Genomic DNA, 26,314 nt, shown 5'->3' on the forward strand with positions numbered 1-26,314 from the left:
CCGCGCGCGCCGCCGCGCGGCCGGCGTGCCGGCGGCCGCGGGCACGCCCGACGCGCCGTAGCGGCGCAGGGCCCGGACGGGCGCCGGGCAGGATTCACTCAACCTCGAACAATCGGCAAGGATAGAATCATGAACGCCATTCCCGCCTTCGGCCTCGGCACTTCCGCCTGAAAGGCCAGGTCGCCATCGACTCCGTCCGCAACGGACTGGAGCTCGGCTACCGCTGCATCGACACCGCGCAGATCTACGGCAACGAGGCCGAGGTCGGCCAGGCCATCGCCGAGTCCGGCGTGCCGCGCGGCGAGCTGTTCCTGACCACCAAAATCTGGGTCGACAACTATGCGCGCGACAAGCTGATTCCCAGCCTGAAAGACAGTCTGGCCAGACTGCGCACCGAGCAGGTCGACCTGACGCTGATCCACTGGCCGGCGCCGGGCAACGGCGTGGCGCTGCCCGAGTTCATGGGCGCGTTGGACCAGGCCAAGGCCCAGGGGCTGACCCGGCTGATCGGCGTCTCCAACTTCAACATCGAACTGACCCGCCAGGCCATCGCGGCCGTGGGCGAAGGCGAGATCGCCACCAACCAGGTCGAGCTCAGCCCCTATCTGCAGAACCGCAAGCTGGCCGCCTTCCTGCAGCAACAGGGCGTCCAGGTCACCTCGTACATGACGCTGGCCTACGGCAAGGTGCTGAAGGATCCGGTGCTGGGCGCCATCGCCCAGCACCACCAGGCCACGCCCGCGCAGGTGGCGCTGGCCTGGGCCATGCAGCTCGGGTATGCGGTCATCCCTTCGTCGACCAGGCGCGAGAACCTGGCCAGCAATCTGCTGGCGCAGCAGCTGCGGCTCAGCGGCGACGACATGGCGCAGATCGCCGCGCTGGAGCGCAACGGGCGGGAAGTCAGCCCGGCCGACCTCGCGCCCGAGTGGGATTGACGAGAGCGATTGACCCTGCATCTGTCTGTCGTTTATAAATATGAACTTCATTCATTAATATGGCCAAGACCAGGCGCCTGCCTGGTGGCCGGACAGCCGCCACGCGCCGGCGACAGGCGCGGCGGCGTCAGGACAGCGGCCATGCTTCCGAAGGGGGACGACAGATGTTCACAGGGCAATGGCGGCGGCGCTCGAAATGGGTGCGCGGGGCGGTGGTGGCATGGGCGGCGCTGCATGCCGCGGCCGCCGGGGCGCAGAATCCGGCCAGCTATCCGTCGCGGCCGATCCGCATCGTGATCGGCTTCGCCGCCGGCGGCGGCACCGACGTCGTGCTGCGCGCCATCGCCAGCAAGATGTCCGGCATCCTGAAGACGCCGGTGGTGGTCGACAACAAGCCCGGGGCCAACGGCAACCTGGCGGCCGAGGCGGTGCTGAAGGCGCCCGCCGATGGCTACACGCTGCTTTACAACACGTCTTCCATCGTGTTGAACGCGTCGCTGTATCCCAAGCTGGATTTCGATCCACTGAAGGACTTCGCGCCGATCACCGCCACGGTCAACAGTCCGCTCGTGCTGGTGGTCCGCCCGACGCTGCCCGACCGCAGCATCCAGGACCTGATCGCCCGCGCCAAGGCCAGGCCCGACGAGCTGACCTACGGCTCGGCCGGAATCGGCAACATCACCCACCTGGCCAACGTGCTGTTCCAGAACACGGTGGGCATGCGCAGCCGGCATATCGCCTACAAGAGCGAGGCCTTCGCGATGACCGACGTGGCCGGCGGCCACGTCGATTTCTATTTCGGCACCGCGCCGGGCGTGGCGCCGATGGTGAAGGAGAAGCGGCTGCACGCGTTGGCGGTGGCCAGCAGGCGCCGCCTGCAGACGCTGCCCGACGTACCGACCTTCGAGGAGAGCGGCATTCCCGGCATCGTGCTGGGATCATGGTCAGGCATCGTCGCGCCGGCCGGCACGCCCGCGCCCATCGTCGACCGCCTGAACGCCGTGATCCGCCAGGCGCTGGCCGATCCCGCGCTGAGCGCGACGCTGGCCAGCCAGAGCGCCGAGATCCTGGGCTCCAGCCCGGCCGAGTACGGCGCCTACCTGCGCGAGGAAATGGAGCGCTGGGGCAAGATCATCCGCGCCGAGGGCATCAAGGCGGAGTGACGAAGCGGGAACGGGCCCGCACGGCCCGGCGGCCGGCAGCCGCGGGCGATCCGCGCTACCACTGGGCGCCGAAGGTGCGGCGCAGTTCCTCGATGCGGGCCTCGTCCAACGGCGTCGCGGCGCGTCCGGACAACAGCCACAGGCGGGCGGTTTCTTCCAGTTCTTCCAGCGTGGCCATGGCGGCCGCCGGCGAGTCGTGCCAGACGTTCGGACCCAGGCGGTCCAGCATGACGGCGCGCAGCGTCAGGCCGGCCGACGCGTGGCGGGCGATGGCGGCGGCCACCTGTTCGGCGGCGGCCGGGTCTCCGGGCCGGAAGTAGTCGATCAGCGGCACGTGGCCCACCTTCATCACGAAGTAGGGCGTGATCGGCGGCAGCAGCTCGCCCGGCCCGGTCCCCGGGCCGGCGGCCACCAGCGTCAGCGCCACGCAATGCGTGCTGTGGGTGTGGATCACGCAGCGCGCCGGCGCGCCGGCCGCCGCGGTGGCTTCGTAGATGCGCCGATGCAGCGCGATGGTCTTGCTGGCGCGTTCGCCGCCGGTCTGCCGGCCGTCGGCGTCGAGCCGCGCCAGCGCGGCCGGGTCGAGAAAACCGAGGCAGGCGTCGGTGGGCGTGATCAGGAAGCCGCCGCCCTGCGCCTCGTCGAGCCGCACGCTGATGTTGCCGGCGGTGGCATGCACGTAGCCGCGCTCGAACAGGCTGCGGCCGACGCGGCAGATTTCTTCGCGGGCCTGGTTCTCGGTCATGATCGGGCGGCGTCCGTCGTGGTGTCGTCCAGCATCGCGAAGGCCCGGCCGAAGAAATCGGGGCCGCCGAAATTGCCGGACTTGAGCGTGAGGTGCAGGCTGCCCTGCGGTGCATAAGGCACGTTGGCGTGGCACCACGGCACGCCGGGCGCGATCTGCGGGCCGATGCGCATGCGGTCGACTTCCAGCGCCAGCACGCAGGCGCTGGAGGTTTCGCCGCCGGCCAGGATGAGCTGGCCGGCGCCGCGCTCGACCAGCCCGCGGGCAACGGCGGCCAGCGTTCGCTCGACCGCCTCGGCCGCGCCGGCCACGCCCAGGCGCTCCTGCGCGGCGCGCACTTCGTCGGGGCGCGCGGTGGCGTAGACCAGTACCGGGCCGTCCTGCCAGTGCGCGGTGGCCCAGTCGATGGCCTGCGCGGCCAGGCCGGCATCGATGGCCGCGGCCAGCGGGTCGATCCGGAAGGCTGCGCCGCCGCCGGCGATGAAGCGCTCCACCTGGCCCACGGTGGCGGTGGAACAACTGCCCGACAGGATGGCGCGCCGGCCCTGCGGCGGCGGCGGCCGGCCGGCCCCTTCGCGCGGCGCGCGCCGCCGCTGGGGCGCCAGGCCGATGGCCAGGCCCGAGCCGGCGGTGACCAGTGGCAGCGCGGCGGCGGCCGCGCCCAGCGTGGCCAGGTCGGCATCGCTGGTGGCGTCGGCGATCGCGATGCCGATGCCTTCGGCGCGCAGCGCGTCGATGCGCTGTCCCACGGCGGCGGCGCCGGCGGCGATGCTGCGGTAATCGATCAGGCCCACGCGGCGGCGGGTCTGCGCCTGCAGCACGCGCTGCAGGTTGGAATCGGTCATCGGCGTGAGCGGATGGTTGCGCATGCCGGATTCGTGCAGCAGCACGTCGCCCACGAACAGATAGCCCTTGAACACGGTGCGGCCTGCCTCGGGGAAGGCGGGGCAGGCGATGGTGAACGGCGCGTCCAGCGCGTCCATCAGCGCCTCGGTGACCGGGCCGATGTTGCCGGCCGGGGTGGAGTCGAAGGTGGAGCAGTACTTGAAGTAGACCTGGTCGGCGCCCAGCCCGCGCAGCCAGGCCAGCGCCTGCAGCGACTGCGCCACGGCCTCGGCGGCCGGCACGGTGCGGGTCTTGAGAGCCACCACCACGGCGTCGACCTCGCCGTCGAACGGCCCGGCCGGAACGCCCTGGGTCTGCACCACGCGCAGCCCGGCGCGGGCCAGGTTGTTGGCCAGGTCGGTGGCGCCGGTGAAGTCGTCGGCGATGCAGCCGAGCAGGGCGCCGCCTGCCGGACGGGGGCCGCCGGCGCGGCCTGGCGATGTGTCGGTGCTCATGGTCTCCTCTTGGTGAAAACGGAATCGGCGCGCCGCCCGCGCGCCGTCAGAAGTGGGCGGCCGGCATCGGGCCGGGTTCGTGCTGCTGCCCGAGGCGATGCTGCTTGACCTTGCCCACGATGCTCAGGTGCCGCTGCAGGAATTCGGCCGCCTGGCGGCGTTCGCCGCGCTCCAGCATGTCGAGCAGCGCCAGGTGTTCCAGGCATTGCTCGCCGAAATCGGCCGGCCGCGCCATCGCCTTGTATTCCAGCAGCCGTCGCAGGCGGTTGACCTGGCGGATGGCGTCGACGAAGAACGGATTGCGCGAGAAGCCTACCACCGTTTCGTGGAAGCGCGCGCCGATCTCGAACAGCTCTTCGCTGGTGACGCGGCCGCCCAGCTGGCCGTCGCGCAGCGCGGCCTGCTCGGCCCGCAGCCGTTCCAGCGCGGCCTGTTCCAGCGCGAAACCGGGAGCCAGCAGGGCGGCCGGCTCGATCGCGATGCGAAAGGCGTAGGCGTCGGCCAGCGACTGCGGCGAGTCGATGATGTCGGCGAACTCCCAGCCGTGGCCGGGCCGGCGCCGGATCCAGCCTTCCTGCGCCATGCGCTTGAGGATCGGACTCAGCTGGGCCCGCGTCAGCCCGTAGCGCTGGGCCAGGCCGGTTTCGGTCATCGCCTTGGGCAGCACGCCGCGCAGGCGATCCTGGGCAATGATCTGGTAGGTGGACAGGCTGGCCTCGCCGGCCCGGGCCAGCACGCGGCGAATGGCCGCCGGGCCGGCCGCCAGCACGAAGCCGCGGCCGGTGGGCTGGCTGGCCAGGCCCTGGTCGCGCAGCCAGGCCAGGCCGCGCTGGACGGGGAAGCGCGACAGCCCGAGCTCGTTGCCGATGGCCTTGGCCACCAGCGGCGTGCCGGCCGGCAGCTGCGCGCCGAGCGCGTAGGACAGCACGCGCAGTCCGGTACGCTCGGCCGGCGTGGCGGGGGACCGGCCCGGGGCGCCCGTCATTCGAGCTTGATGCGGGCGTCGGCGATGATCTGTTTCCATTTGGACGACTGTTCTTTCATGAAGGCGCCCATCTGCGCCGGCGTGCCGCCGACCGGGATGGCGCCGATGTCTTCGAGCCGGCCGCGCAGCTCCGGATCGCGCAGGGCCTTGCCGACCGCCGCGTTGACCCACTGTACCGCGTCGGCCGGCGTGCCGGCCGGCGCCAGCAGGCCATACCAGGCCAGCACCTCGAAATTGGCCAGGCCTTGCTCGGCGAAGGTGGGCACGTCGGGCAGCGCGGCCAGGCGCTGGCCGGCGGCCACCGCCACCGGCCGCAGGCTCTTGCCCTTGACCAGCGGCAGGATCGAGGTCGAGGTGTCGATGACCAGGTCGACCTGGCCGCCGATCAGGTCGGTCAGCGCCGGGCCGCTGCCCTTGTAGGGCACGTGGACCATGTCGACGCCGGCCACCCGCCGGAACAGCTCGCCCGACAGGTGCGGCGGCGTGCCGGCGCCGCCCGAGGCGTAGTTCAGCTTGCCCGCGCGCGCCTTGGCCTTGTCGATCAGGTCGCGCACGCTCTTGATGTCGGAATCGGGCCGCACCACCAGCACGGTGGGCGTGTTGGCGATCTGCACCACCGGCGTGAAATCGCGGTCGACGTCGTAGCGCAGCGACTCGTACAGGTAGGGGTTGACCGACAGCGTGAACTGGCCCAGCAGCAGCGTGTAGCCGTCGGGCGCGGCGTGGGCGGCGTATTCGTTGCCGATGTTGGTGCCGGCGCCGCCACGGTTTTCGATGACGAAGGTCTTGCCGGTCTGCTGCGACAGCTTGGTGGCCACCAGCCGGGCGACGTTATCGCTGCCGCCGCCGGGGGTGAAGGGCACGACGATGGTGACGGGGCGGGCGGGATAGGCGTCGGCGGCGAGCGCCGGGCCCATGGCGGCCGCCCATGCGGGCAGGAAGGCCAAGGCGCGGATCGGGGGCTTCATGGTGTCTCCTCCATGGTTGGTTTTGGATCGAACCGCTGTCGGGAAAGCGTGCGTTTCCGGGCCGGGGCCGCGCCCGTCCGGGTCTCCTTCAGGCTTGCAGGTAGCGCTGCAGGTGGCGCAGGCCTTCCAGGGTGGTGGTGGCCGGCTTGTATTCGCAGCCGACCCAGCCGTCGTAGCCGCCGCGCGCCAGCTCGGCGAAGAAGGCGTCGAAATCGATGGCGCCGGTGCCCGGCTCGTGCCGGCCGGGGGCGTCGGCGATCTGCACGTGCCCGATCTCGCCTGTCCATTGCCGCGCCACGCCGGTCGCGTCGCCGGTGAGGTTCTGCGCGTGATAGGCGTCGAGGATCAGCCTGGGCGTGCCGCCCAGCGCGTCGAACACCTCGCGGGCGCGTTCGTAGCGGCACATGGCGTAGCCGGGCACGTCCTGGTCGTTGATGACCTCGATCAGCAGGCCCAGGCCGTTGTCGGCGGCCAGCCGGGCGCAGCGTTCGACGTTGCGCATATAGGCCTGGCGCACGCCGGGCGCGTCCCACGACGGCACGGTGCCCGACATCGGATGGATCCATTTCGAGCCGAGCGCCAGCGCGTATTCGATCGCCTGGTCGAGGCCGGCGTCGAATTCGCTTTCGCGGCCGGGCAGGGCGGTCAGGCCTTTTTCCCCCTTGGAGGCATCGCCGCCGGGCAGCGTGACCTGCACCCAGCTCACGCCGTGGTCCTCGAGCATCGCGCGCAGCTGCTGCGGCGTGAACGCGTACGGCGACGGCCACTCGACCGCCTTGAAGCCCGCCTGCGCGGCGCGCGCGATGCGCTCGGCCGGCGGGAACTCCTGGAATTGGTAGCCCAGGTGGGCGCACAGTTTGACCATGTTCGTCCTTCGTGGATGATCGGGGCACTGCCAGGCGGGCGCCGGGCCGCCCCAAGCCCGCCGCGCCCCGTGGGGGGCTATCGTTCGAGGGCTGTTCAGGCGCTCGAACGATCGGGGTCACTGGCTCTCACGCGATCGGCGATGGCGCCGGCCAGCGCGAGCGTGTTAGCGGTGCCGCCGAGGTCGCGCGTCAGCACCTTGCCTTCGCCCAGCACGGCACGCGTGGCCCGGACCACCGAGGCGGCCTCGCGGCCATGGCCCGCGTGTTGCAGCAGCAGCGCGCCCGACAGCAGCAGCGCGACCGGGTTGGCGATGCCCTTGCCGGCGATGTCGGGCGCGGCGCCGTGCGAGGCCTCGAACACCGAGGCCACTTCGCCGATGTTGGCGCCCGGCGCCAGGCCGAGCGAGCCGACCAGGCCGGCGCCGAGGTCGGACAGGATGTCGCCGTACTGGTTGGGGGTGACGACGACGTCGAAGCGCTGCGGCTCCTTGATGATCAGGTAGCAGGCGGCGTCGATCATGTAGTCGTCGAATTCGATGTCGGGGTATTCGCGCGCCACTTCGGCGCAGCAGCGCAGGAACAGGCCGTCGGTGTAGTTGAGCACGTTGGCCTTGTGCAGGCAGCTGACCTTGCGCCGGCCGTTGCGGCGCGCGTAGTCGAAGCTGTAGCGGGCCACGCGGACGGCGGCTTCGCGCGTGGTCAGCTTGATCGCCTGCGCGGCGACGTCGCCGATGCGGTGCTCCCAGCCTACGTAGACGTCTTCGGTGACTTCCCGCATCACCACCACGTCGAGATTTTCGTAGCGGCCCGAGATGCCGGGGATGCCGCGCAGCGGCCGCGGGTTCACGAACAGCTTGAGCTCGCGGCGGATGGCATTGTTGAGCGAGGGGTAGGTGACCTCGCTGCCGTCTTCCTGCACGCAGCTCAGGCGGCCCTCGCCCTTGTTGACGATCAGCGGCGCTTTCAGCGCCACCTTGACCTCGCGCAGCGCGTCGACCACCTGCCGCGGCAGCGGGTGGCCGTAGCGTTCGACCGCCTCGTCGGCGATGGGAATGTGGACCCACTCGAGCGGAAGCCCGGTGGCCTCCAGTACTTGCAGCACGGCGGAAGTGATTTCCGGGCCGATGCCATTGCCTTTCAGGACGCCGACGCGCATGTGGCTAGCCTCATGGAGGGACGGGCGCGGGACAGCCGCCCGGGACAATCGAGGCGCAAGCGTAATCAGCGCTGCATATTTGCGTCAATACATGCAATTCCCGGGTCGAGGGAGCCCATCCTTGAACGACGGTCCGTACGGGACCGGCGCGACGACTGGCGTCATCGGGCTACCCGTGCCTTCAGATTCTCTACCGCGGCATCGGGCGCCGTCAGCACGGCGCGGCCGAGCGCCTGTTCGGCCAGTTCCAGCGCGGTGGAGGTCGAGAAATGGGCCAGCATGACCGCGTCGCAGTGCGCCAGCCGCGGCACGGCCTCGGCCACCAGGCGATTGTGCAGCGCGATGTCGCCGCGGTTGGCGGCGGCCAGGGCCTCGGGCACGCAGATCGTTTCGAGCGTGGCGTCGACGCCGCGCTGGCGGGCCATCGCCTCGAACTCCTGTTCCATCGAGGCCACCGCCGAGGCGAAGGTGGCCAGCATGCCGATGCGCCGGCCCTGGCCGAGGGCGGCCTCGAACATCGCTTCGTTGGGCTTGAGCACCGGCACGGCGACACGCGCGGCCGTGGCTTCGATGGCGTCGCCGAAGGCCGAGCAGGTGTACAGGATGGCGTCGGCGCCGGCGGCGATGGCGTAGTCGGCCAGCCCGCCGATGCGCGCCGAAATGGCCGGCGTGATGGCACCGGCCTGCTGGAGGTCGGCCGGCAGCGCATCGTCGAGCAGGCTGGCGCGGCGCGCCTCGGGCCACAGGCGCCTGAAGGAGGCCTCGATCGGCGCCATGGCGACCTGTACGGCATGGATGAGGGCGATGCGGGGAGCGGCTGCGGATTGGGACATGGCGGGCACGATGGGGACGATGGAAGAGTAGTGCGGCGGCACCGATGAGCTGCGGATTGTGCGCGCCCCGCCGCCGCCGCGCAATCCGTTCCGGCCTGTCAGGCCGCCGCCGCGGCCGTGCCGCCGGCGGTTTGTCGCGGCGCAGCAGACGGATCGGACCGGCCGCCCGCGGCCGGCCGCCTCGGGTATGTCGCTTGCTGGATCGCGGGTCTTTCTGGTCACGATACAAGGAGACATCATGAGGCAGAAACTTCTATGCGCCCATCTGCTGGCCGCCGCGCTGCTGGTCGGCGCGCCGGGCCTGGCGCCGGCGCAGACCGGAGGCACGATGGGCGGCACGGGTTCCGCCGCCGGCCCCGGCGCCGGCAACCCGCCGCCCGGCACCGTGCCCCTGAATCCGTCGGGCACCGCGCCTGGCCAGCCCGGGACCGGCGCCTACGGCTCCGCAGGCACCGTGCCGCCCGGCGGTGTGCCGGTGCCCGGGACGACGGCGCCGGGCGCGGCCACGCAGGGTACGCGGACGCCAGGTACGACGACGCCAGGTACGACGACGCCCGGGGGGACCACGCTGCCGGGCACGGCGACACCGGGTACGTCGCCCGGTTCGACAATGCCCGGTTCGACAATGCCCGGTTCGACAATGCCCGGTTCCACGATGCCAGGCACGACAACGCCAGGCACGACAACGCCGGGCACGACAATGCCGGGCACGACAACGCCGGGTGCGACGAGCCCCGGGATGTCCCCAGGGATGACCCCGGGAACGACAGCGGTTCCCGGCGCTGGAGGTGCGGGCAGCGGCTCGATGGGAGGCGGCTCGATGGGAGGCGGCGCGGCCGGCAGCGGCTCGCTGGGTGGTGGCGCCGCGGGCGGCGGCATGGGCGGATCGGGCGGCGGGGGCCGTTGACGCGAGGGCCGTCGCAGCACTCGCAGCCGTTGCCGGGCCGGTCGATCTGATCCGGTCCGGCCCGTCTGATACGGTGTATTTCAACGCGGCTGCATCTGTTCCGTATCACCCCGGCGTTCTATAGTCTGACCGCCGGGGCTCGCGGCGCGCGCCGCTCGCCCACCGGCTTGCGAAGGAGCACAGTTCATGTGGGGTCTCGACGCGCTGCATCTGGCACGCATACAGTTCGGGTTCACGGTCTCGTTCCACATCGTGTTCCCCGCCATCACGATCGGCCTGGCCAGCTACCTCGCGGTGCTGGAAGCCTGCTGGCTGCGCACCGGCCAGCAGGTCTACCGCGACCTGTATCATTTCTGGTCCCGCGTGTTTGCGCTCAATTTCGGCATGGGCGTGGTCTCGGGCCTGGTCATGGCCTACCAGTTCGGCACCAACTGGAGCTATTTCTCCGAGTTCGCGGGCGGCGTCACCGGCCCGCTGCTGGCCTACGAGGTACTGACCGCCTTCTTCCTCGAAGCCGGCTTCCTGGGCGTGATGCTGTTCGGCTGGAAGCGGGTCGGCCCGGGCCTGCACTTCTTCGCCACCGTGATGGTGGCCATCGGCACGCTGATCTCGGCCACCTGGATCCTGGCCTCCAACAGCTGGATGCAAACCCCCGCCGGCTATGAAATCATCGACGGCCGCGTGGTCCCCACCGACTGGATGGCGGTGATCTTCAACCCATCGTTCCCGTACCGCCTGGCCCACATGGGGATCGCCGCCTACCTGGCCACCGCGCTGATGGTGGGCGCCTCGGGCGCCTGGCACCTGCTGCGCGGCCGCGACAACCCCGCCGTGCGCAAGATGCTGTCGATGGCGATGTGGATGGTGCTGCTGGTGGCGCCGGTGCAGGCCGTGGTGGGCGATTTCCACGGCCTGAACACGCTGGAGCACCAGCCGGCCAAGATCGCCGCGATCGAAGGCCACTGGGAGAACGAGCCGGGCGGCGGCGTGCCGCTCACGCTGTTCGGCTGGCCCGACATGGCGCGCGAGGAAACCCGGTTCGCGCTGAACGTGCCGCACCTCGGCAGCCTGATCCTCACCCATACCTGGAACGGGCAGTTTCCCGGCCTGAAGTCCTACCCGCCGGCCGACCGCCCCAACTCGACCGTGGTGTTCTGGTCGTTCCGCGTGATGGTGGGGCTGGGCCTGCTGATGATCGCGCTCGGCCTGGCCGCGCTGTGGGCGCGCTGGCGCGGCAGCCTGTACCGCTGCAGGCCGCTGCTGCGCTTCGCGCTGGCCATGGGGCCGGCCGGCGTGCTGGCGATCCTGGCCGGCTGGTTCACCACCGAAATCGGCCGCCAGCCGTGGGTGGTGTACGGCGTGATGCGCACGGCCGACGCGGTCTCCAGCCACGGCCCGGCGCAGCTCGGCGTGAGCCTGCTGCTGTTCGTGGCCGTATACGTGGTCGTGTTCGGCAGCGGCATCGGCTACATGATGCGGCTGATCGGGCGCGGGCCGGCCGCGGCGCCGGCGCACGATCCGATGACGGGCGGGCCGGGCCACGTGCGCACGCCGGCGCGGCCGCTGTCGGCCACCGGCGGCGGCGACGAACACCTTCCCGGACGCATGGAGGACTGAAGCATGGGCATCGATCTTCCCCTGATCTGGGCGGCCATCATCCTGTTCGGCGTCATGATGTACGTCGTGATGGACGGCTTCGACCTCGGCATCGGGTTGCTGTATCCGTTCTTTTCCGACAAAACCGACCGCGACGTGATGATGAACACCGTCGCGCCGGTATGGGACGGCAACGAAACCTGGCTGGTGCTGGGCGGCGCCGGGCTGCTGGCGGCGTTCCCGCTGGCCTATTCGGTGGTGCTCAGCGCCTGCTACCTGCCGCTGGTGTTCATGCTGCTGGGGCTGGTGTTCCGCGGCGTGGCCTTCGAGTTCCGCTTCAAGGCCAGCGAGGCAGCGGCGCATTGGTGGGACAAGGCCTTCATCGGCGGCTCGCTGGCCGCCAGCTTCTTCCAGGGCGTCACGCTGGGCGCCTACATCCAGGGCATCCACCTGCAAGGCCGCGCCTTCGCCGGCGGGGCGATGGACTGGCTGACGCCGTTCTCGGTCTTCACCGGCGCCGGCGTGGTGGTGGCCTATGCCTTGCTGGGCTGCACCTGGCTGGTGATGAAAACGCACGGCGGGCTGCAGGCGCGCATGGTGGCGCTGGCGCGGCCGCTTACCTTGGCCTTGCTGGCAGTGATCGCCGTCATCAGCGTGTGGACGCCGCTGGCCGACCAGGCGATCGCCCAGCGCTGGTTCCGCTGGCCGCAGATGCTGTGGTTCGCGCCGGTGCCGCTGCTGGTGCTGGCCACCGCCTGGCAGATCCTGAAGCGGCTGCGCGGCGACCCGCACGTGGCGCCGTTCCTGCTGACGCTGTTCCTGATCTTCCTGGGCTACAGCGGCCTGGGCATCAGCCTGTGGCCCTACGCGGTGCCGCGCTCGCTCACCATCTGGGAGGCCGCCGCGCCGCCGCAGAGCCAGGGCTTCGCGCTGGTGGGCGCGCTGCTGATCGTGCCCGTCATCCTGGTGTATACGGCCTGGGGCTACTACGTGTTCCGCGGCAAGGTCGACGCCTCGGAGGGCTACCACTGATGCCGCGCGGCGCCCCGCGCCGCTGGCTGGGCCGCGTGGCCTGGCTGGCCGGCATCTGGCTGGCCAGCGTGGCCGCGCTGGGCGCCGCCGCCTGGCTGATGCGGCTGCTGATGGGCTGGGCCGGAATGACCGCCTGACGCCGGCGCGTCACCGGCAGCGTGAGTTTTCCTGGGGGTAAGCAAGAATAACTCGATTGCCCGGCGCGAGCCTGGGCCCGCACACTTTCGCTACTCGAACGAGACCCGTGAACGACGCCGCCGGCAGCGCACCGGCAGTGCGGGATTCCCCAAAGGAGCGAAAGCAGTGACCGATCTTTACACCATCGTCCTGATGCAGACCAACCGCGTCGGCATCGACCACCGCCGCGACATCCGCAAGGCCAACCTCGACCGCATCATCGAAATCTTCGGCTACGGCCCGACCCGGCTGGCCTTCCGCGAGTACGCGCCGCTCAAGCTGGTGGTGCTGCCCGAGGTTTTCATGCAGGGCTGGAACAACAACCCCGAGCCCTATTCGAATCTGTTCACCAAGGTCGCCAAGGACATGGCGATCCGCATCCCCGGCGAGGAGATCGAACTGCTGGCCGAACAGGCCCGCAAGTACAAGACCTACATCGCCGGCAGCGCGCACGAGGTGATCCCCGAGATCAGCACCGAGTTCGCCTTCAACGCCGCCTTCATCATCGACCCCAACGGCGAGGTCATCTACAAGCGCCACAAGTATTGCCCCTACCTGCCGTACAGCGGCCGCGACGACGTCAGCCCGCACGACGTCTGGGACCGCTACATCGAAGTGATGGACGGCAAGTACGGCCGCAAGAAGGGCGACGTGCTCAGCTGCATGTTCCCGGTGATCGAGACCGACATCGGCAAGCTCGGCTACCTGATCTGCAACGAGGCCTTCTACCCCGAGCATTCGCGCGCGATGGCGCTGCAGGGCTGCGAGGTGATGATCCGCTCCAGCGGCATGGCCGAGCCCGACGGCTCGCCGCCGCAAGACCTGTGGGAAGTCACCAACCGCGCGCACGCGGCCTTCAACCTGATGTACGTGGCGGCCTGCGCGCCGGGCAACCTGATCGTGCGCGGCAACCCGGCCAACTCGTATCCGGGCGGCTCGATGGTGATCGACTACCACGGCGCCATCATCCAGCACGTGAACTACCCCGGCGAAACCGTGACCGCCGCGCAGATCAGCCTGGAGGCGCTGCGCCGCCGCCGCATGGACCCGCGCCACAACTGGCTCACGCAGGTGCGCAGCGAAGCTTTCCAGGAGATGTACGACAAGCCGCTGTACCCGATCAATATGTACGCCCGGCAGTTGCCTACCGACCAGGCCGACCGCTCGCGCGCGCAGCCCATCCGGCGCTTCGTGGAAGAGGGCATCTACATCCCCCCGAGAGGTTGACCCCCTGCGCGCTTCGCGCGCCCCCCGGGGGGCGACGCTGGCGGACCGGCGGAGCCGGATCCGCGGCGTCCTGGATGGGTGATCTGATTTTGGGAGAGTGCATGAAATTGTCGGAATTGACATTCCGCGGCAAGGCGGCGCTGGTGACGGGCGGCGGCAGCGGCATCGGGCGCGCGATCGGCCTGCAGATCGCCGGCCTGGGCGGGCGGGTGTGCGTGGCCGACCTGGACCGCGACCGCGCCGAATCGCTGGCCGCCGAAATCTGCGCGATGGGCGGCCAGAGCGTGGGCGTGCAGGCCGACGTCACCCGCGCCGACGCGGTGGAACGCATGGTGGGCGCAGCCCGCGAGGCCTTCGGCCGCATCGACGTGCTGGTCAACAACGCCGGCGGCGCCAGCGGCCCCACGTTCCGCATCGGGCAGGTGCGCAAGCTTACCGAGCGCGACTGGGACGACACCTTCACGGTCAACCTGAAGAGCGTGTTCCTGTGCGTGCGGGCGGTGGCGCCGCTGATGCTGGCGCAGCGCGGCGGCAGCATCGTCAACATGGCATCGCTGACGGGGCAGTTCCCGTTTCCCGGCCTGCCCGCGTACTCGGCGGCCAAGGCGGGGGTGATCAGCCTGACCCGCTCGCTGGCCATGGAGCTGGCGCCGCACGTGCGCGTCAACGCGCTGGCGCCGGGCCTGATCGAGACGCCGCGCACGTCGCTGAACCGCCGGCCCGAGCAACTGGAGCAACTGCTGTCCAACGTGCCGCTGGCGCGCATGGGCACGCCGGACGAGGTGGCCAACCTGGCCGTCTACCTGGCCTCCGACGCGGCGGCCTTCGTCAGCGGCAGCGTCATGGATTGCGCCGGCGGGCAGATGTGGATGACGCAGGACGGCCGCCCGGCCTTCCGCGACGCCGACCGGCCCGGCTGAGGCCACGGGCTTGCAGGAACCGGACACGGCCGCCAGCGGCCCGTCCGCCAACCAGGACGAGGGATCGATGAAACTGGAATCAAGGGCCGCGCTGATCACCGGCGCGGCAACCGGCATCGGCCGCGCCAGCGCGCTGCTGTTCGCGCGCGAAGGCGCGCGCGTGGCGATCGCCGACATCAACCGCGACGGCGCCCTGCAGACCGTGCGCGACATCGAGCGGGAGGGTGGCCAGGCCTTCTTCGTGGAGTGCGACCTGCGCCGGTTGAAGCACATCGCCGGCGCGGTGGAGGCCGCCGCCGAGCGCTACGGCCGCCTCGACATCTTCTTCCACAACGCCGGCGTGGCCGGGCCCGGCCTGCTCGAAAACACGACGGAAGAAGCCTACGACCAGATCATGGACATCCATCTGAAGGCGGGCTTCTTCGGCGCCCAGTATGCGCTGCCGCACCTGCGCCGGGCGGGCGGCGGCTCGATCCTGTACACCGCCTCGGGCCTGGGCTTGCGGCCGTCGCGCCAGTCGCCCGCGTATTCGGCATCGAAGGCCGGCCTGCTGATGCTGACCCGCGCGCTGGCCGTCTCGCTGGCGCAGGACGGCATCCGCGTCAACGCGATATGCCCGGGGCCGATCGACAGCACGCCGCTGTGGCAGGGAGTGCTGGCCCGCAACCCCGACATCGTGGCCGACAGCTACGCCGAGATGAACCGCCAGGTGCGCCCGATCAAGCGCCTGGGCAACCCCGAGGAGATGGCGCGCGCCGCGCTGTTCCTGGCCGCGCCCGAGAACTCCTACATCACCGGCGTGGCGTTGCCGGTCGACGGGGGCGGCGCCATGAGCTGACGGCCGGCGAACGCCGGCCCACAACAACGACAGGAGACACGATCATGGAAGGCATTCGGCATTGGAAAGGGGCGTGGCGCGCGCTGGCGCTGTGCATGGCGGTGGCGGCGCCGGCCGCGGCGCAGGACTATCCGGCGCGGCCCATCTCGCTGGTCATCGGCTTCGCGCCGGGCGGCGGCAACGACGTGATGGGCCGGCTGGTGGCCGAGCACCTGCGGCAGGAACTGGGGCAGCCGGTGGTGGCCGAGAACAAGGCCGGCGCCGACGGCGCCATCGCCGCGCAGTACGTGGCGAAGGCTGCGCCCGACGGCTATACGCTGTTGAGCGGGTCCAGCGGCATGATGGCCTACAACCCGGGCCTGAACCCGTCGCTTGCCTACGACCCGATGAAGGACTTCACCCCGGTCACGATGATCGGCTACAGCCAGCTGCTGTTCTCGGTCACGCCCAAGCTGCCGGTGCATTCGCTGGCCGACCTGATCAAGCTGGCCAAGGCCAAGCCGGGCACGCTGTTCTATGCCTCGCCGTCGTCGCCGCACCAGGTGGCGTTCGAGGCCTTCAAGCGCCGTGCCGGCGTCGACATCCAGCAAGTGCCGTACAAGGGGTCGGGGCCGGCCATCCTGGCCGCGGCCTCGGGCGAGGTACAGGTGCTGGTGTCGTCGGTGTCCGACGCGCTGGCGCAGATCCGCGCCGGCAAGCTGCGGCCGCTGGCGGTCACCGGCAAGGAGCGCAGCGGCTTCCTGAAAGACGTGCCGACCGCGATCGAGCAGGGCGTCGATTTCGAAAGTTCGTCGTGGATCGGCCTGTACGCGCCGGCCGGCACGCCGGCGCCGGTGGCCGACAAGCTCTACCAGGCGATATCGAAGGTGCTGACTTCCGACAAGTTCAAGGAGCGGGCGACGGCGGTCGGTTACGAGATGACGCCGCTGATGTCGCCCAGCGAATTCGCCGCCTTCCAACGCGACGAGCTGACCCGCTGGACGAAGGTGATCCGCGACCTGAACCTGCAAATCGCGAATTGAGGCCCCTGGCCTGCCAGGCGCCTGCACGGCGCCTGACCGGCTGTCCCCCGAGGGGACGCAGCCGGCTTGGGGCGGCCCGGCGCCGGCCTACCTAGGCGGCGGGGGCACGGCATGGCAATATCGGCGGTCATGAGAAAACTGCCCCCGATGAACGCCGTCCGGGTGTTCGAGGTCGCCGCGCGGCACGTCAATTTCACCAAGGCGGCCGAGGAGCTGCACGTGACCCACGGCGCCGTCAGCCGGCAGGTGGCGCAGCTGGAGGCATGGCTGGGCACGCCGCTGTTCCGGCGCTCGGCCTCGCAGCTGGCGCTGACGGAAGCCGGGCGCGATTACTTCGAGCAAATCACGGCCGCGCTCGACCGGATCGCGGTGGCTTCGATGCAGGCGCAGCAGCAGGCGGCGCTGACCGGCCTGAAGGTCAGCGCGCCGCCCACCTTCACGATGCGCTGGCTGATTCCCCGGCTGTCGCGCTTCCAGCGCCGCCGGCCCGACATCGACGTGCGGCTGACGACCTCGATCGCGCCGATCAATTTCCAGGACCAAGGCTACGACCTGGCCATTCGCAGCGGCGACGCGCCGCTGCCCAATTGCCGTTCGGTGCCGATGCTCAACGAGACGGTGGTGCCGGTCTGCCACGTGGACCTGCTGGAACGGCCGGGGCTGGCGCGGCCGCAGGACCTGGCGCGCCATACGCTGATCAGCTACGCGACCGAATCGTATTCGTGGTCGGAATGGCTGCAGGGCGCCGGCTGCGCCAACCTGCGGCCGGCCAGCATCCTCAGTTTCGAGCAGATGTATTTTTCGCTGCAGGCGACGCTGGAGGGCCTGGGGGTGATGCTGGTGCCGCTGTTCCTGGTGATCGACGACATCGTCGCCGGCCGGCTGGCGGCGCCGTTCGACGCGCCGCCGGTCATGCGGCGCCGATACTACGTCAGCTATCCGAGCGTGCCGGGCGAGAGCCGCGCGGCGCGCGCCTTCGCCGACTGGCTGGTGCGCGAAGGCGCCGATACGGAGAAATCGCTGGCCGCATGGGAGCGGTCGCGCGGCTGGAGCGATTGAGCGGCCGGCCGTCCGGCCGCCGTAAAATGAAATTCTGTTCATAGCCGAGAGCCGGGCCGCTGGCGACGGTTGTCGCCTACCTCGCAGGCTTTGGGTAGAACCGTCATGGGCGTCGATGTACCATGCGCGCAGGTCGCGCAGGGCAGGCGGGCTATGATGACCCTTCTGCCGCCGCGCCGCATGCCGGGCGCCGCCCGCCGCAACATTCGTCAATGAGGTTTCGCGAAGTCATGAATTCATTCAAATCCGCAGTTCGACCCGGCGCGTTGCGGCGCGCCGGCCTGCACGCCGCGCTCGGCCTGATGCTGGCGACCTCGGCCGGCGCCGCCGTGGCCGCGTCGGCCGGCGCGTCGGTGGCCCGCATGGGGTCGATCTCGATCAGCCAGGACGAACTCGAACAGATGCTGCGTTCGCTGCCGCCGTCGGCGCGCCAGCAACTCAAGGGCGACCATGCCGCCGTCGAGCGCTGGCTGGCCGACCGCCTGGCCAGCGAGGCGCTGCTGCGCGAGGCGCAGAGCAAGAAGTGGGCCGACCAGCCCCAGGTCAAGAGCCAGATCGACGCCGCCGTGCGCGAGATCACCGGGCGCAGCTATCTGGCGTCGGTCAGCCAGCCGCCGGCCGACTATCCTTCGGATGCCGACCTGCGCGCCGCCTACGAGCAGAACAAGGGCAATTTCAACGTGCCGGCGGTGTACCACGTGGCGCAGATCTACCTGGCCGCGCCGCAGTCCGACAGCAATGCCGTGGCCAAGGCCCGCACCCAGGCGCAGGCGCTGGCCGCGCAGGCGCGCAGCGGCGATTTCGCCGCGCTGGCCCAGTCGCAGTCGCAGGACCGCAATTCGGCCGCCAACGGTGGCGACGTCGGCACGCTGCCGCTGGAGCAGCTGCTGCCCGAAGTGCGGACCGCGGTGTCGACCATGAAGCCGGGCCAGGTGTCCGATCCGGTCCAGTCGCCCACCGGTTTCCATATCGTCAAGCTGATCGACAGCAAGCCGGCCCACACCGCCACCTTCGACGAGGTCAAGCCGCGCCTGCAGCAGCTGCTGCGCCAGCAGCGCCAGCAGCAGCTGGCCCAGGCCTATCTGCAGGGGCTGGCCAAGCAGGGTTCCTACACCATCGACAACGCGGCCGTCGATGCCGCGCTGAGCAAGGGCAACTGAGCGGGAGGGGCGCGAGCCATGTCGGATTACGTTCGCAAGCCCCTCGACCCGCCCGGCGGGCAACGCAAGGTGCTGCTGCATTCCTGCTGCGCGCCGTGCTCGGGCGAAGTCATGGAAGCCATGCAGGCGTCGGGCATCGATTTCACGATTTTCTTCTACAACCCCAACATCCACCCGCTCAAAGAGTACGAGCTGCGCAAGCAGGAGAACATCCGCTTCGCGGAGAAATTCGGCATTCCGTTCGTCGACGCCGACTACGATACCGACAACTGGTTCGAGCGCGCGCGCGGGCTGGAAGACGAGCCGGAGCGCGGCGCGCGCTGCACGATGTGTTTCGACATGCGGTTCGAGCGGACCGCGCTGTACGCGCACGAGCACGGCTTCCCGGTCATCACCAGTTCGCTGGGCATCTCGCGCTGGAAGAACATGGCGCAGATCAACGATTGCGGCGTGCGCGCCGCGTCGCATTATCCGGAGCTGACGTACTGGGAATACAACTGGCGCAAGCAGGGCGGGTCGGCGCGGATGATCGAGATCTCCAAGCGCGAGCATTTCTACCAGCAGGAATACTGCGGCTGCGTCTATTCGCTGCGCGACACCAACAGGCACCGCGCCGAGACCGGCCGGGCGCCGGTGAAGATCGGCGTGCTGTATTACGGCGACGACGAAACGTGACGGCGCGGGGCGGTGGCGCCTACGGGGCCATTCCCTGCGCCGGCATCGATTTGGCGCCGGCGCGCAATTCCTCGCAAGGGTCGCCGCGTTCGGCGGCGGCCAGTTCGACGTCCAGGTCATAGCTGCCGGGCGGCGGCGGGCCTTCCGTGAAGCCCACGGCCAGGCTGCCTGCCGGCAGCCACCGGGGAACGCCGAGATCGCGGCGCACGTGGCCGTTGCCGGCCAGCAGCACCACGGGGCGCTGCGCGACGCCGTCCGCCGGCCGGGCGGCGCGCATCATGACCTGGGCCATCATCGCGTCGCGCGCGATCTGCGCGGTCGCCATGGCGGGCTCCATCGAGGCTGGCAGCAGCCCGCAGTGCCCTTGCGCCACTTCCCGCCGCTGCGCGGCCAGCAGTGCGTCCGGCGGTCCGCCGGCCAGGCCCAGCTGCCGCAGTTCGTCCGGGCTGAACACGGCCGGCAGCCCCTGGCGCACGACGCGCCCGGCATCGGTGCGCGATAGGTTGGCCGCGGCCAGCGGCAGTTTTTCGCGCAGCGCGAGATCGATCACGGGCTCGTACAGTTTCCAGTCCCAGCCGGCATTGCCCGGCGCGGCCGCATGGATCACGCAGGCGGCGTCGCCGCATTCCTGCATTGCGCGGTCGAGCGCCGGCTGGCGCTCGCGGTCGAACTGCTCCATCGCGATGGCCGGCCGCCAGCCGGCCCGCACGGCACGGGCCAGCGCTTCGTAGCGCAGGCGGTGGCCTTCGGCGTTGTCGTGAACTTCGCCCAGCAGCGCGATCGAAACCTCCGGCAGCCGCTGCGCCACGACGTCCGCCTCGGCATCGGCCCCACGCGGCAGCGGCGCGCAAGCCGCGACAAGCATGGTGACGGCCAGGATGGGGGCCTGCGTCATGCCGCGAAAAAAGCTTCCTGTATCGCTCATCCGTTCATTGTCCCACGCTGACTTGCCAATGATCGCCGTCGCGGCTGACCGATACGGGCCAGTCGTAGGCACGGCCGAGCAGCTCGGGCCGCAGCGCGTCGGCCGGCGCCCCGTGGGCCAGCAGATGGCCGCCGGCGAGCAGCAGTACATGGTCGGCCCACCGGGCGGCCTGGGCCAGGTCGTGCAGCACGGCGACCACGGTGCGGCCCTGCGCCACTTCGCGCCGCAGGACGCGGAACAGCAGGGCCTGGTGCTTGAGGTCGAGGTGATTGGTCGGTTCGTCCAGCAGCCACAGCGGCGCGTCCTGCGCCGCCAGCCGCGCCAGGCCCGCGCGCTGGCGTTCGCCGCCCGACAGGCTGTGCCAGGGCCGGCGCGCCAGGGCCTGCAGCCCGAACTCGGCCAGCGCCGCCTGCACCCGGGCGGCGTCGGCCGGGCCGGCGCGGCCGAAGCTGCCCAGGCTGGGACGGCGGCCCAGCAGCACGTAGTCGAACAGGTCGAGCGGCAGCCGGTCAGGCGGAAACTGCGGCAGCCAGCCGATGCGGCGGGCCCGGCCGGCGTCGTCCAGCGCGGCCAAAGGCGTATCGCCTACGGATACGGTGCCGGCCGTCGGCGCCAGCAGCCCGGCCAGCAGCCGCAGCAGCGTGCTCTTGCCGGCGCCGTTCGGGCCGATCAGCGCGGTCATGCGGCCGGCCGGCAACTCGGCGCTGACCGGCGCCAGCAGCGTGCGGCCCCGCACCGCGTAGCCCAGGCCCCGTGCGCGCAGCGCGGGCGCGTCCGGCGGCGTCATGCCACCCCCCGGGCGCGCCGCCGCAGCAGCCAGACGAAGAACACCGGCCCGCTCAGCCCGGCCAGCAGCCCCACCGGCAGGTCGACCGGATACGCGATGCTGCGCGCGGCCGTATCGAACAGCAGCAGGAACAGTCCGCCGACGATGGCCGATGCGGCGATCAGGCGCCGGCGGCTGCCGCCCAGCACCAGCGCGCAGGCGTTGGGGACCATCATGCCGATGAAGCCGATCACGCCAGCCACCGATACCGCGGCGCCGACCGCCAGCGACGCGCCGATAGCGGTCAGCAGTCGCACCCGCTCCACCTGCACGCCGAGGCTGCGCGCCTCTTCTTCGCCCAGCATCAGGCAGTCGAGATCGCGCCCCAGCGCGACCAGCAGCGCGAGCCCGGCGGCGGCCACCGGCGTCGCGGCGGCCAGCGACGCGCCGGCCGTGGTGCCGAGGTGGCCCGACAGCCAGACGGTGGCCGCGCGCAAGGTGAGATCGTCGGACAGGAGCAGCATCAGGCCGGTGGCGGCCGCGACGAACATGCCGAGCACCAGGCCCAGCAGCAGCATGCTCACCTCGCCGCCGCCCAGCAGGCGGGCGGCGACCAGCAATATCCAGGTGGCCGCGAGCCCTCCGGCGAAGGCCGCCGCCGGCAGGCCGACGCCATCCACGCCCAGCGCCAGCACCGACACCACCGCCAGCACCGCGCCGCTGGAGGTGCCGATCAGGCCCGGGTCGGCCAGCGGATTGCGGAACAGCGCCTGCAGCGCCGCGCCGGCCGCCGACAGCGAGGCGCCCACGACCAGGGCCGCCGCGACCCGCGGCAACCGCAGGCCGGCGATGACCGGATCGTCCAGCGCCGGCCAGTGCCAGGCCCGGCCGTCGAAACCCAGGCAGGCCACGACGAAGGCGGCGACGGCGGCCGCGCCCAGCGGCGCCAGCCACCGCCGTGCCGCCGCGGCCTGAGGCGGCAGCGCGGTGTCGGTCGAAGTCATCGGAATTTTTCTTCCAGCGCCTGCACGGCGGCGGGGCTGCCCAGATTGACGGTGAAGATCTGGTGCACGGGCATCTCGAACACCTTGCCGCTCCTGCCGGCCGGCGTGGCGGCCACGTCGGCGCGCGCCTTCAGCCGGTCCAGGCCGCCGTAGACGGAGCGGTTGTGCTCGGCCACCAGGATCACGTCGGGCGCCATGCCGACCAGCGCCTCGGGATTGACCTGCTTGTAGCCGTCGATGCCGGCCGCGGCGTTGACGGCGCCGGCGGCGCGGATCAGCGTGTCGGCGGGCGTGTCGCGGCCGGCCATCGTCTTGCCTTCGTAGGTGACCAGCACCCGCACGTTGGAAGGGGCAGCGGGCGTCATGCGGCGCGTCCAGTCGGCGGCCAGCCTGTCGGCGGCGTCGGGGGCGCCGATGAGGCGGCCCACTTCGCGAACGACCTCGGCGAAGTCGCTGCCGTCGGCCTTGCCGCCGAGCTTGACCGCATGCACGCCCAGCTTTTCGAGCTGGCCGAAGACGGTGGGCGGCTGCACGATGTCGGTGCCCAGCGCGAGCGTGGGGCGGGTGCGCAGCACCGGCTCGGCCGCGATCGCGCGCGAGGTGCCGATGTCGGCGGCGCCCGCCAGTTCGGGCATGGTGCTGGAGCGGTCGCGCGCCACCACCTCGCCCGCCTTGCCGAGCGCGACGACGATTTCCGCCACGTCGGAGCTGAGGACGGCCAGCCGTTCGGCGGCCGCGGCGGGCAGGGCGGGGGCGGCAGCCGCCAGCGCGACGGCCAGCGCGGCCCGGCGCAGCACGGCAGGCGGCGCGGCCGTGGCGCGGCGGCCGTGGCCGGCTCGCAGGCCGGCCTTCGCGCGATGGCTACGCATGGGATGCCTCTTCGCGCGGCGTGCCCGGCGCGATGGCGGCCAGGCTGTCGGCCAGCGCCGTCCAGGCCGGCAGCTCCGGCTTGCCGGGCTTGCGCTCGCCGAAGAACTGGACGAGCAGCGTGCCGTCGCGGTCGAAGCATTCGAGCGAGGTGACGGTGCCGTCGCTGGTGGGCTTGCGCACGACCCAGGCGCGGTCGAACAGGTCCATGCGAAGGTGCAGGTTGAAGCCCTCGTCGAGCACGTTCAGCCACGGCCCCATGGGCACGATACGGTGCACCGGCCCGGTATGGATCTGCACGCAGCCGGGGTTGGCCACGAATACCATGATGGGCAGGCCGTCGGCCGCGGCACGCGTGAGCACGGCGTCGACGGCGCCCACGCCGGTTTCTTCGGCGTAGCCTTCCGGCGCCAGCCGCAGCGCCTGGGTGCGGGTGACGCCATGGCGGCGCGTCAGGCCGAAGAATTCGTGGGTGTCGGTCAGCGCGCGCCATTCGCTGCGGAAGGCTTCGACGTCGATCCCGGCGTCGGGTTTTTCGGCGGTGGCGGCGCGCGGCTCGGGCACCACCGGCGCCGGCTCGGCGGCGAAGGCGTCGAACAGGGCGGCCAGCGCGGCGCGGTCGCTGCGGTCGGTGGCATAGACCTTGTGCACGGCGTCGCCGTGGCGGTCGAATATCTGCAGGCTGGGGCGCTCGCCGCCTACTGCGAAGGCATGGGCCCATTGCGACAGGAACAGCCGCAGGTCGATCTCGGGATTGAGCGCGAGGCCGATGGCGCCGTCGATCTGGAGGTGGTCGTAGACGCCGGTCTTTTCATGCACGGCGGCCTCGTTGCGGGTCAGCGCCAGCAGCGGGCCGGCCGCTTTCAGCCCGCCCAGCAGCGGGGCCCAGTCGGGACGCAGGCGCCGCGCGGCCGGATCGTGCGCCACCAGTTCGCCTTCGGCCACGCCGATCCGGGCCGCGGCATCGCGGATGCGCAGCCTGGGTTCGGCGTTTTTCAGATCCTGGTAGCGCTGCCAGAGGGGATGTGTGCTCATCGTTGGATCCTGCAATGGCGGATTCCGGTGGAACGGGTCCGCAATGGGTGGGAGGGAGGCGGCCGGTGCCGGTGCCCTGGGGGCTTAATAATAATGGTTATTATTAACGTTTACAAAGGCTGACGATGCCGTCGGGACGCAAGCGGCAAGGGGCGGCAGCGGCGGTTCGAGCCTATACTTATACGTTTCGTCACTTACCGTGAGAACCGTCATGCCGCACTACCGTTCCCGTACCTCCACGCATGGCCGCAACATGGCGGGCGCGCGCGCGCTGTGGCGCGCGACCGGCATGCAGGACGGCGACTTCGGCAAGCCCATCGTGGCGGTGGTCAACTCGTTCACCCAGTTCGTGCCGGGCCACGTGCACCTGAAGGATCTCGGCCAGATGGTGGCGCGGGAAATCGAGGCGGCCGGCGGGGTGGCCAAGGAATTCAACACCATCGCGGTCGACGACGGCATCGCGATGGGCCACGGCGGCATGCTGTATTCGCTGCCCTCGCGCGAGCTGATCGCCGATTCGGTGGAATACATGGTCAACGCGCACTGCGCCGACGCCATGGTGTGCATCTCCAACTGCGACAAGATCACCCCGGGCATGCTGATGGCGGCGATGCGGCTGAACATCCCCGCGGTCTTCGTGTCGGGCGGTCCGATGGAGGCCGGCAAAGTGATCGAGGCCTACCACCCGGCGCAAGACGTGAACGGCCAGAAGATCATCAAGGTCGACCTGATCGACGCGATGATCAAGGCCGGCGATTCGCGCGTGTCCGACGCCGACGTGGAAAACTACGAACGCTCGGCCTGTCCGACCTGCGGCTCGTGTTCCGGCATGTTCACCGCCAACTCGATGAACTGCCTGACCGAGGCGCTGGGCCTCTCGCTGCCGGGCAACGGCACGCTGGTGGCCACCCATGCCGACCGCAAGGCGCTGTTCCTGCGCGCCGGCCGCCTGGCGGTCGAGCTGTGCAAGCGCTATTACGAGCAGGACGACGCTTCCGTCCTGCCGCGCAGCATCGCCAGCAAGACGGCCTTCCGCAACGCGATGGCGCTCGACGTGTCGATGGGCGGTTCCACCAACACCGTGCTGCACCTGCTGGCCGCGGCGCAGGAGGCGGGCGTGGATTTCACGCTGGCCGACATCGACCGCGTGTCGCGCGAGGTGCCGTGTCTGTGCAAGGTGGCGCCGGCCACCCAGCAGTACCACATCGAAGACGTGCACCGCGCCGGCGGCATCATGGGCATCCTGGCCGAACTGGCGCGCGCCGGGCTGATCGATACCTCGGTGCCGACTGTTCATACCCCCACCCTGGGCGAGGCCATCGCCGCCCATGACGTGCGCGGCAATGCCAGCGAAGCCGTCCAGGCCTTCTTCCGCGCGGCGCCCGGCGGCGTGCCGACTCAGGTCGCATTCAGCCAGGACAAGCGCTTCGACCGTCTCGACCTCGACCGCAGCGCCGGCTGCATCCGCGATCGCGAGCACGCCTATTCGCAGGACGGCGGGCTGGCCGTGCTGCACGGCAACCTGGCGCTCAACGGCTGCATCGTCAAGACCGCCGGGGTCGACGAAAGCATCCTCAAGTTCAGCGGCACCGCGCGCGTGTTCGAAAGCCAGGAAGAGGCCACCGAAGCCATCCTGGGCGATCGCGTGAAGGCGGGCGACGTGGTCGTCATCCGCTACGAAGGCCCGAAGGGCGGCCCGGGCATGCAGGAAATGCTCTATCCCACCTCCTACCTGAAGTCCAAAGGCCTGGGCAAGTCTTGCGCCTTGCTGACCGACGGCCGCTTCTCGGGCGGCTCTTCTGGGCTGGTAATCGGCCACGCGTCGCCGGAAGCGGCCGAAGGCGGCACGATAGGCCTGGTGCAGGAAGGCGACCTGATCGACATCGACATCCCCAACCGCCGCATCAACCTGCGGGTGGACGACGCCGAACTGGCCCGCCGCCGGCAGGCGATGGAAGCGCTGGGCGACAAGGCCTGGAAGCCGGTGGCCCGCGACCGCGTGGTGTCGCAGGCGCTGCAGGCCTACGGGCTGATGGCTACCTCGGCCGACCGCGGCGCGGTGCGCGACATTTCGCAGCTGCGGCGGCGCTAGCCCCGGGCCTGTCGCAAGGCG

Annotated in this window: 23 protein-coding genes and 2 pseudogenes; 13 read left to right on the top strand and 12 right to left on the bottom strand. The window is 70.7% G+C overall.

Annotated features, from left to right (window positions below; all coding sequences use genetic code 11):
• Positions 1-129 precede the first annotated feature (129 nt).
• Positions 130-935 (top strand): annotated as a pseudogene (gene dkgB, locus ABD927_RS20015) (2,5-didehydrogluconate reductase DkgB).
• A gap of 164 nt (positions 936-1,099) precedes the next feature.
• The gene (locus tag ABD927_RS20020; RefSeq protein ID WP_345251625.1) at positions 1,100-2,098 is read left to right on the top strand and encodes a tripartite tricarboxylate transporter substrate binding protein; all 999 of its coding nucleotides are present in this window, start codon (positions 1,100-1,102) and stop codon (positions 2,096-2,098) included.
• Between the two features lie 55 nt (positions 2,099-2,153).
• Here ABD927_RS20020 and ABD927_RS20025 read toward each other — a convergent pair whose 3' ends face one another.
• The 7 genes from ABD927_RS20025 to ABD927_RS20055 form a co-directional block, all read right to left on the bottom strand.
• A complete protein-coding gene (locus ABD927_RS20025; RefSeq protein ID WP_345251626.1) occupies positions 2,154-2,843 on the bottom strand; it encodes a class II aldolase/adducin family protein in 690 nt (229 codons plus the stop codon).
• Entirely contained in the window at positions 2,840-4,183 is a 1,344-nt protein-coding gene (gene otnK / locus ABD927_RS20030) for a 3-oxo-tetronate kinase (RefSeq protein ID WP_345251627.1), read from the bottom strand. The genes ABD927_RS20025 and otnK overlap by 4 nt, the downstream gene beginning before the upstream one ends.
• 46 nt (positions 4,184-4,229) lie before the next feature.
• Positions 4,230-5,168: an FCD domain-containing protein gene (locus ABD927_RS20035; RefSeq protein WP_345251629.1), complete on the bottom strand. Its 939-nt coding sequence runs from the start codon at positions 5,166-5,168 to the stop codon at positions 4,230-4,232.
• Positions 5,165-6,136: a Bug family tripartite tricarboxylate transporter substrate binding protein gene (locus tag ABD927_RS20040; protein WP_345251630.1), complete on the bottom strand. Its 972-nt coding sequence runs from the start codon at positions 6,134-6,136 to the stop codon at positions 5,165-5,167. Before ABD927_RS20040 ends, ABD927_RS20035 begins: the two co-directional genes overlap by 4 nt.
• 88 nt (positions 6,137-6,224) lie before the next feature.
• Positions 6,225-7,001, bottom strand: a complete 777-nt coding sequence (locus ABD927_RS20045; RefSeq protein WP_345251631.1) for a hydroxypyruvate isomerase family protein — start codon at positions 6,999-7,001, stop codon at positions 6,225-6,227.
• Positions 7,002-7,096: 95 nt separating this feature from the next.
• The gene (locus tag ABD927_RS20050; protein WP_345251632.1) at positions 7,097-8,158 is read right to left on the bottom strand and encodes an isocitrate/isopropylmalate dehydrogenase family protein; all 1,062 of its coding nucleotides are present in this window, start codon (positions 8,156-8,158) and stop codon (positions 7,097-7,099) included.
• Between the two features lie 161 nt (positions 8,159-8,319).
• On the bottom strand, positions 8,320-8,991 hold the full coding sequence (locus tag ABD927_RS20055; RefSeq protein WP_345251633.1) for an aspartate/glutamate racemase family protein: 672 nt from the start codon (positions 8,989-8,991) through the stop codon (positions 8,320-8,322).
• Between the two features lie 1,093 nt (positions 8,992-10,084).
• Between ABD927_RS20055 and ABD927_RS20060 the strand changes: the two genes are divergently transcribed.
• The 10 genes from ABD927_RS20060 (at position 10,085) to ABD927_RS20105 (ending at position 19,604) form a co-directional block, all read left to right on the top strand.
• Positions 10,085-11,515, top strand: a complete 1,431-nt coding sequence (locus ABD927_RS20060) for a cytochrome ubiquinol oxidase subunit I (RefSeq protein WP_345251634.1) — start codon at positions 10,085-10,087, stop codon at positions 11,513-11,515.
• Positions 11,516-11,518: 3 nt separating this feature from the next.
• Positions 11,519-12,526 (top strand): cytochrome d ubiquinol oxidase subunit II, encoded by a 1,008-nt coding sequence (gene cydB, locus ABD927_RS20065; protein ID WP_345251635.1) that lies wholly within the window; start codon positions 11,519-11,521, stop codon positions 12,524-12,526.
• On the top strand, positions 12,526-12,663 hold the full coding sequence (locus tag ABD927_RS20070; protein WP_345251636.1) for a DUF2474 family protein: 138 nt from the start codon (positions 12,526-12,528) through the stop codon (positions 12,661-12,663). The genes cydB and ABD927_RS20070 overlap by 1 nt, the downstream gene beginning before the upstream one ends.
• Before the next feature lie 166 nt (positions 12,664-12,829).
• Positions 12,830-13,930: a nitrilase-related carbon-nitrogen hydrolase gene (locus ABD927_RS20075; RefSeq protein WP_345251637.1), complete on the top strand. Its 1,101-nt coding sequence runs from the start codon at positions 12,830-12,832 to the stop codon at positions 13,928-13,930.
• 101 nt (positions 13,931-14,031) lie between these two features.
• Complete coding sequence (locus ABD927_RS20080; protein ID WP_345251638.1) at positions 14,032-14,850, top strand: SDR family NAD(P)-dependent oxidoreductase; 819 nt, start codon at positions 14,032-14,034, stop codon at positions 14,848-14,850.
• Positions 14,851-14,917: 67 nt separating this feature from the next.
• Positions 14,918-15,688, top strand: a complete 771-nt coding sequence (locus ABD927_RS20085) for an SDR family NAD(P)-dependent oxidoreductase (RefSeq protein WP_345251639.1) — start codon at positions 14,918-14,920, stop codon at positions 15,686-15,688.
• A 44-nt stretch (positions 15,689-15,732) separates the two neighbouring features.
• Entirely contained in the window at positions 15,733-16,710 is a 978-nt protein-coding gene (locus tag ABD927_RS20090) for a Bug family tripartite tricarboxylate transporter substrate binding protein (protein WP_345251640.1), read from the top strand.
• Between the two features lie 129 nt (positions 16,711-16,839).
• The gene (gene gcvA / locus ABD927_RS20095) at positions 16,840-17,769 is read left to right on the top strand and encodes a transcriptional regulator GcvA (protein WP_345251641.1); all 930 of its coding nucleotides are present in this window, start codon (positions 16,840-16,842) and stop codon (positions 17,767-17,769) included.
• A gap of 230 nt (positions 17,770-17,999) precedes the next feature.
• Positions 18,000-18,929, top strand: coding sequence for a peptidylprolyl isomerase (locus ABD927_RS20100; RefSeq protein ID WP_345251642.1), 930 nt, complete (start codon positions 18,000-18,002; stop codon positions 18,927-18,929).
• An 18-nt stretch (positions 18,930-18,947) separates the two neighbouring features.
• A complete protein-coding gene (locus ABD927_RS20105) occupies positions 18,948-19,604 on the top strand; it encodes an epoxyqueuosine reductase QueH (RefSeq protein WP_345251643.1) in 657 nt (218 codons plus the stop codon).
• Between the two features lie 19 nt (positions 19,605-19,623).
• On the opposite strand, the gene ABD927_RS20110 is transcribed toward ABD927_RS20105, so the two are convergent.
• From ABD927_RS20110 to ABD927_RS20130, 5 genes and pseudogenes are all read right to left on the bottom strand, one after another.
• Entirely contained in the window at positions 19,624-20,499 is an 876-nt protein-coding gene (locus ABD927_RS20110; protein WP_345251644.1) for a ChaN family lipoprotein, read from the bottom strand.
• Positions 20,500-20,533: 34 nt separating this feature from the next.
• Positions 20,534-21,217, bottom strand: a pseudogene (locus ABD927_RS20115) (ABC transporter ATP-binding protein); the annotation flags it as partial.
• Positions 21,218-21,312: 95 nt separating this feature from the next.
• On the bottom strand, positions 21,313-22,299 hold the full coding sequence (locus ABD927_RS20120) for a FecCD family ABC transporter permease (protein WP_345251646.1): 987 nt from the start codon (positions 22,297-22,299) through the stop codon (positions 21,313-21,315).
• Complete coding sequence (locus ABD927_RS20125) at positions 22,296-23,168, bottom strand: heme/hemin ABC transporter substrate-binding protein (protein WP_345251647.1); 873 nt, start codon at positions 23,166-23,168, stop codon at positions 22,296-22,298. The genes ABD927_RS20120 and ABD927_RS20125 overlap by 4 nt, the downstream gene beginning before the upstream one ends.
• On the bottom strand, positions 23,161-24,201 hold the full coding sequence (locus ABD927_RS20130; protein WP_345251648.1) for a hemin-degrading factor: 1,041 nt from the start codon (positions 24,199-24,201) through the stop codon (positions 23,161-23,163). The genes ABD927_RS20125 and ABD927_RS20130 overlap by 8 nt, the downstream gene beginning before the upstream one ends.
• Before the next feature lie 211 nt (positions 24,202-24,412).
• On the opposite strand from ABD927_RS20130, the gene ilvD reads away from it, so the two are divergent.
• Positions 24,413-26,293 carry a dihydroxy-acid dehydratase gene (ilvD, locus tag ABD927_RS20135; RefSeq protein ID WP_345251649.1) on the top strand — a complete coding sequence of 627 codons (1,881 nt, stop codon included), beginning with the start codon at positions 24,413-24,415 and terminating at the stop codon, positions 26,291-26,293.
• Positions 26,294-26,314 lie beyond the last annotated feature (21 nt).

It is taken from the genome of Pigmentiphaga soli (assembly GCF_039541095.1).
GTDB classification, from domain to species: Bacteria; Pseudomonadota; Gammaproteobacteria; order Burkholderiales; family Burkholderiaceae_B; genus Pigmentiphaga; species Pigmentiphaga soli.